This is a genomic window from Nonomuraea antri, from assembly GCF_013283785.1.
Classification (GTDB): domain Bacteria; phylum Actinomycetota; class Actinomycetes; order Streptosporangiales; family Streptosporangiaceae; genus Nonomuraea; species Nonomuraea antri.
This window is the reverse complement of sequence record NZ_JABCPZ010000382.1, coordinates 1-5,867: the sequence shown is the minus strand read 5'-3', so window position 1 is coordinate 5,867 and position 5,867 is coordinate 1. Positions and strand designations below refer to the sequence as shown.

5 protein-coding genes and 1 pseudogene are annotated in these 5,867 nt (G+C 71.1%); 5 read left to right on the top strand and 1 reads right to left on the bottom strand.

The window, feature by feature from the left end; genetic code table 11:
* Both HII36_RS52725 and HII36_RS52720 read left to right on the top strand, forming a co-directional pair.
* Positions 1–513: pseudogene (locus HII36_RS52725) on the top strand (hypothetical protein); the annotation flags it as partial.
* A gap of 31 nt (positions 514–544) precedes the next feature.
* Positions 545–1,426, top strand: a complete 882-nt coding sequence (locus tag HII36_RS52720; protein ID WP_173530947.1) for a hypothetical protein — start codon at positions 545–547, stop codon at positions 1,424–1,426.
* 24 nt (positions 1,427–1,450) lie between these two features.
* Here HII36_RS52720 and HII36_RS52715 read toward each other — a convergent pair whose 3' ends face one another.
* Complete coding sequence (locus tag HII36_RS52715) at positions 1,451–2,911, bottom strand: PucR family transcriptional regulator (protein ID WP_328808295.1); 1,461 nt, start codon at positions 2,909–2,911, stop codon at positions 1,451–1,453.
* A gap of 63 nt (positions 2,912–2,974) precedes the next feature.
* On the opposite strand from HII36_RS52715, the gene speB reads away from it, so the two are divergent.
* The 3 genes from speB to HII36_RS52700 form a co-directional block, all read left to right on the top strand.
* A complete protein-coding gene (gene speB, locus HII36_RS52710) occupies positions 2,975–3,916 on the top strand; it encodes an agmatinase (RefSeq protein ID WP_173530946.1) in 942 nt (313 codons plus the stop codon).
* Positions 3,913–5,433, top strand: coding sequence for a purine-cytosine permease family protein (locus HII36_RS52705; RefSeq protein ID WP_173530945.1), 1,521 nt, complete (start codon positions 3,913–3,915; stop codon positions 5,431–5,433). The genes speB and HII36_RS52705 overlap by 4 nt, the downstream gene beginning before the upstream one ends.
* An 11-nt stretch (positions 5,434–5,444) precedes the next feature.
* A partial coding sequence (locus HII36_RS52700; protein ID WP_173530944.1) for a cyclase family protein occupies positions 5,445–5,867 on the top strand: 423 nt, incomplete at its 3' end.

The window sequence follows — 5,867 nt, the reverse complement described above, 5'->3', positions numbered from 1 at the left end:
GCCCAGTCCCGTGGCCTGCATGCGATCTCGCTGGCCTTGATGCCGTACGGCCCGGCCGGACGGGGCCCACAGGACCGGCGGGATCCACAGGACTGGCGGGATCCACGGGACCGGCGGGATCCACGGGACCGGCGGGATCCACGGGACTGGCGGGATTCATGGGACTGGCGGGACATTCCGGCCGCCGCGGAGGCATTCCGTCACGACCTGCTCCCGGTGCCCGGCCTGGGCGACCCGTCCCTCCCCTTGCCCCAGCCCGCGACGGGGCTGTCGGTGCGCGGAGACGGCGTCGTCATGACCTCACTCCGCCGCCGCGACGACCGATGGGAACTCCGGCTCGTCGCACTCACCCCCGAGGACACCGAGGCCGTGATCGAGGGCCCCTTCACCCACGCCCACCGCACCGACCTACGCGGCCGACCGGCCGAGCCGTTGGACACGACGAACGGGACGGCCCGACTACCGCTACGCGCCTGGGAAATCGCCACCCTGAGTTTTGCCAACTCTGAGTAACGAATCGAACGCAGTTGGTAATGTTCCGGCCATGGTCACCGGACAACACGAGGGCGTGACCAAAATCAGCGTCCTCGATTTCGAACACACGGCGCAGGCGTTGCGGGCTCTGCTCGGTCTGCGGCTGCCGGAATCAGGCAAGGCGCGGCTCGCCTCGCCCGATCTCTCGGAGGCCGCACCGTCCATCTGCCGCGCCGACGGTGCGCTGCTCTACGGAGAGGGAGAGGACAAGCTCGGCGTCATCACGGAGACCCAGCGCGGGGAGGATCACGACAAGTACTGGTCGTGGCTGGAGTACATCGCCAACTTCCGCTCCCGCGAGAAATGCCCGGTCTGTCTGGTGGTCATCTGTCCCACCCTGCGCGTCGCCCGATGGGCGCAGCGGCCGATCGAGACCGGACATCCAGGGCTGACGCTGACCCCCATGGTCATCGGCCCGCACAACACTCCGCTCATCACCGATGTGGCGGAGGCGGAGAGCAACATCGGGCTGGCCGTGATCTCGGCGATCACCCGAAGCGGCGATCCGCGCTACGGAGAGGTGCTCGCCACCCTGAGCACGGCCCTGAACATCATCAACTCAGAGCTTGCATCACGTTACGTTCGGTACATCACCGTGTCGCTCACTGGTGAGCCACAGAAGGAATGGGGAAGACTCATGGCCATGCAGACCTTCGAGTATCAGGGCGAGTACGCCGAGAGCCTGCTGGCCCGGGGGCGCGAGGAAGGTGAGGCACGCGGCGTGGTGCGCGGCGAGGCCAAGTCCGTGCTGAAGATCCTCGAAGGGCGCGACATCCCGGTGCCTGACCAGGTACGCGATCGGGTCCTGTCCTGCCAGGACGAGACCACCCTGGACGGCTGGCTCCTGCGGGCGTTCTCCGTCGACTCCGCCGAGGACCTGTTCCGCCAGTAGCCCGCCCGTCCGGCCGCCCGCCCGTCAAGGTCCCAGCAGGCCCAGTTGGCGGGCGGCGCGGATGGCGAGCCAGACCTCGGCGAACGCCGCGCTCGATCCCAGGTCCCGCCCCGTAAGCGTGCCGAACCTGCGTAGCCGGTACGCCAGCGTGTTCGGGTGGATGTGCAGCGCGGCAGCCGCGTTCTCGGTCTGGCGGTTGCGTTCCATCCAGACCCGGACCGTCGTCAGCAGTTCCGAGTCGTGGGCCTCGTCGTAGGCGAGCACGTCGCCCAGCACGTGGTCCACCAGCGCAGACAGTGTCGTGGCGTCGTCGGGGAGCCAGCGGCCGGTGGTGTCGTCGCCGTAGTGCACGAGGGACTTGCCCGTCTCTGCGGCGTGCGCGACCGCCCAGACGGCCTCGCGTTGCGGGACCCGCAGGGGCTCACCGGGCGGGAAGGGGCGGCTCATGCCGGCGCGGACGCCGGGGACGGCGGCGATGGCGGCGCCCAGGTCGGGCGGGCCGAGCACGTAGTGGTCCGCGCCCCGCCTGAGCATGAGGTGCGGCTGGTCGCCGAGCGCCCGGCGCAGCGCGTCGTCGGGGGCGCCGCGCACCACGAGCAGCGCCGACTCCGTCTCCAGCGGGAGCCCGAGCCTGGCCAGGCGGCGGCGGGCGGCGGCCGGGTCGAGCAGTTCCTGGAGCAGTTCGGCCAGCGTCTCGGCGCCTTCGCGGCGCAGCGTCTCGCGTTCGTGCCTGGCCATCGCCACCTGCAGCGCCGCGACCGTGGCGATGTGCTGCACCACGGCGAGCCCGGCCGGCCTGGCGCCCTCGCGCTCGAACGCCACCAGGAACCCGGCCGGCCCGCCCGGCGCGAGCACCGGCAGCGCGAAGCCGCCGGGGATGGTGGGCGGGGCGTCCGGCTCGGACGGGATCACCTCCAGCGACGGCACCGGCACCCCGGGCAGCAGTGGACGCCCCTGCCGGGTGCACAGGTACACGTCGTAGCCGGACAGCCGCTCCAGCCGTTTGAACAGCGTCACCGTGTCGAGGTCCTCGGCGGCCAGCCAGCGCAGCGCGCCGAACACCTGCAACTGCGCGCCCAGCCGATGGCTGGCGTCCTCCCGCACGGCCGCGGCCACCTCCTGGGCGATCGCGATGAACGGCACCGCCAGCGGCACCTCCAGCACCGGCATCCCGCGTTCCTCGGCGGCCTCGAAGAACGCCCGGTGCAGCGGCGGCACATGGAGCTGGGCCGACAGCGCCAGGGCCGAGACCCCGGCGTCGTCGAGCCGTTCGAGGTAGGCGCGCTGCCTGGCCGCCGTGCGCGGGACGGCCATGCCGGTGGTCATGATCACCTCGGCGCCGAGCAGCCAGGGGGTGGGGTCGTCCAGTTCGCTGACGTGCGCCCACGACACTGACCTGCCCAGCCCGGACTCGCCGGCCAGCACCCGGAGTTGCAGGGCGGGCGAGCGCAGCAGGTCCTCGACGGTCATCTTGTGCTCAGCCACAACACACACCGTATACGTTCGTGGAAGTAACAATTGCGCAGGTCAGAGGCATGACGAACACTCATGGACATGCACATCGGTCCCGTCGACTCAGCCAAGGTCCCGCGTTTCGCCGGACCCGCCACCTTTGCCCGGTTGCCCCGTCTCGATCAGGTCGAGCGGTGCGACGTGGCGGTCGTGGGCGTGCCCTTCGACGCGGGCGTGTCGTACCGGCCGGGCGCCAGGTTCGGGCCCGCGGCGGTCAGGGAGGCCTCCAGGCTGCTGCGCCCCTACCATCCCGGCCTGGACGTCTCGCCGTTCGAGGCCGTGCAGGTCGCCGACGCCGGTGACATCGCGGCCAACCCGTTCAACATCGCCGAGGCCATCGAGAGCATCGAGGCCGCGGCGGACGACCTGGGCGAGGCCAGGCTCGTCACCATCGGCGGCGATCACACGATCGCGCTGCCGCTGCTCCGCGCGGCCGCCAGGAAGCACGGCCCGGTGGCGTTGCTGCACTTCGACGCCCACCTGGACACCTGGGACACCTACTTCGGGGCCGAGTACACGCACGGCACCCCGTTCCGCCGGGCCGTCGAGGAGGGCATTCTCGACACCGAGGCGCTCAGCCACGTCGGCATCCGCGGCCCGCTGTACGGCAAGAAGGACCTGGAGGACGACCGCCGGCTCGGCTTCGGCATCGTCACCGCCGCCGACGTGCTGCGCCGCGGCCTGGACGAGGTGATCGACGCGCTGCGGCAGCGGATCGGCGACCGGCCGCTGTACGTGTCGGTCGACATCGACGTACTCGACCCGGCACACGCGCCCGGCACCGGAACCCCGGAGGCGGGCGGGCTCACCAGCCGCGAGCTGCTGGAGATCCTGCGCGGCCTGGCCGGGGCCAACCTGATCGGGGCCGACGTGGTCGAGGTGGCCCCCGCCTACGACCACGCGGAGATCACCTCGGTCGCCGCCTCCCACGTGGCCTACGACCTCGTCAGCCTGCTGGCGATGAAGGGGAAGACATGAGCGCTTCCATCACCGAGATCGAGACCTACGGCGTCGAGCGCATTCCCGACGCCGACCGCACCGCCCGGCCGCTCGACCTGTTCAGGGTGGCCTTCGGCGGCGCCAACACGTTCGCCACCTGCGTGCTCGGCGCGTTCCCCATCTTGTTCGGCCTGTCGTTCTGGCAGGGGCTGGCCGCGACCGTGCTCGGGCTGGTGGTCGGCGCGCTGATCCTGGCGCCGCTGTCGCTGTTCGGGCCGCTGAACGGGACGAACAACGCCGTCTCCTCCTCGGCCCACCTGGGCGTGCACGGGCGGGTCGTCGGCTCGTTCCTGTCGCTGCTCACCGCGATCGCGTTCTTCTCGATCTCCGTCTGGTCCTCGGGCGACGCGCTCGTCGGCGGCGCGCACCGGCTGGTCGGCCTGCCCGACAGCGACTTCTCGTACGGTGTCGCGTACGCGCTGTTCGCCGGGCTCGTGCTGGTGGTCTGCATCTACGGCTTCCGGTTCATGCTGTTCGTGAACAAGATCGCGGTGGCGGCGGCGTCCGTGCTGTTCGTCCTGGGCGTGTTCGCCTTCGCCGGGGACTTCGACCCGTCGTACCCGGGCACGCTGCCGGCCGGTGACCCGCTGTTCTGGCCGTCGTTCATCGGGGCGGCGCTGATCGTGTTGTCGAACCCGGTGTCGTTCGGGGCGTTCCTGGGCGACTGGTCCCGGTACATCCCGGCCTCGACGCCGCGCTCGAAGGTGATGACGGCCGCGTTCCTGTCGCAGATCGCCACGATCCTGCCGTTCTTCTTCGGCCTGGCCACCGCGTCGATCATCGCCACCAAGGCCGCCGAGTACGTGGACCCGGCCGCGCCGAACTACGTGGGCGGGCTGCTGGCCATCGCGCCGGCCTGGTACTTCGTCCCGGTCTGCCTGATCGCGCTGATCGGCGGCATGTCCACCGGCACGACCTCGCTGTACGGCACCGGCCTGGACTTCTCCAGCGTCTTCCCGCGCTTCTCCCGGGTCAGGGCGACGGTGTTCATCGGCACGCTGTCGATCGTGTTCATCTTCGTCGGCCGCTTCGCCGCGAACCTGACGCAGAGCATCTCCACGTTCGCCACGCTGATCATCACGTGCACCGCGCCGTGGATGGTGATCATGATGCTCGGGTACGTGACGCGGCGCGGCTGGTACGACCCCGAGGCGCTGCAGGTCTTCAACCGGCGTCAGCGCGGCGGACGGTACTGGTTCACGCACGGCTGGAACTGGCGCGGGCTCACCGCCTGGCTGGTGTCGGCGGGGCTGGCGCTGATGTTCGTGAACCTGCCCGGGCAGTTCGTCGGGCCGCTGGGCGACCTGGCCGGCGGGGTGGACGTCTCGCTGCCGGTGGGGCTGGCCGTGGCGGCGCTGCTGTACCTGGCGCTGCTGACCGCCTTCCCCGAGCCGCGCGAGGTGTACGGGCCGCTGGGGCCGCGCCTGGTCAGGTCGGCCGATCGGCCGGTGCCGCCGATCGTCGGCACGGCGCCGGTGAGTGAGCCGGTCGTGTGAGCATGGGTGCCATGGAACTGGTCGATCTGTCGGTGCCGATCGAGAGCGGGATGCCCGTCTATCCCGGGGATCCCGAGGTGTCGATCGGGCCCGCGCTGACCGTGGCGCGCGACGGGGTGAACGTGCTGGGGCTGCACCTGGGGTCTCAGGCGGGCACCCACGTGGACGCGCCGTTCCACATCGACGACTCGCTGCCGACGCTGGACGAGCTGCCGCTGTCGCGCTTCCTGGGGCCTGCGGTGGTCGTCGACGCCCGGGGCTTGGCGCCTGGCTCGCCTGTCGGGGCGGAGTACTTCGCCGCCGTGGGTGCGGGTCCCTTGGACGAAACCCCCTCCAGGGGAGGGGGCGCGGGCGCGGGTCTCTTGGACGAGATCCCCTCCTGGAGAGGGGGTGCGGGTCCTTTGGAGGACGCCCCCTCCGGGGGAGGGGGCGCG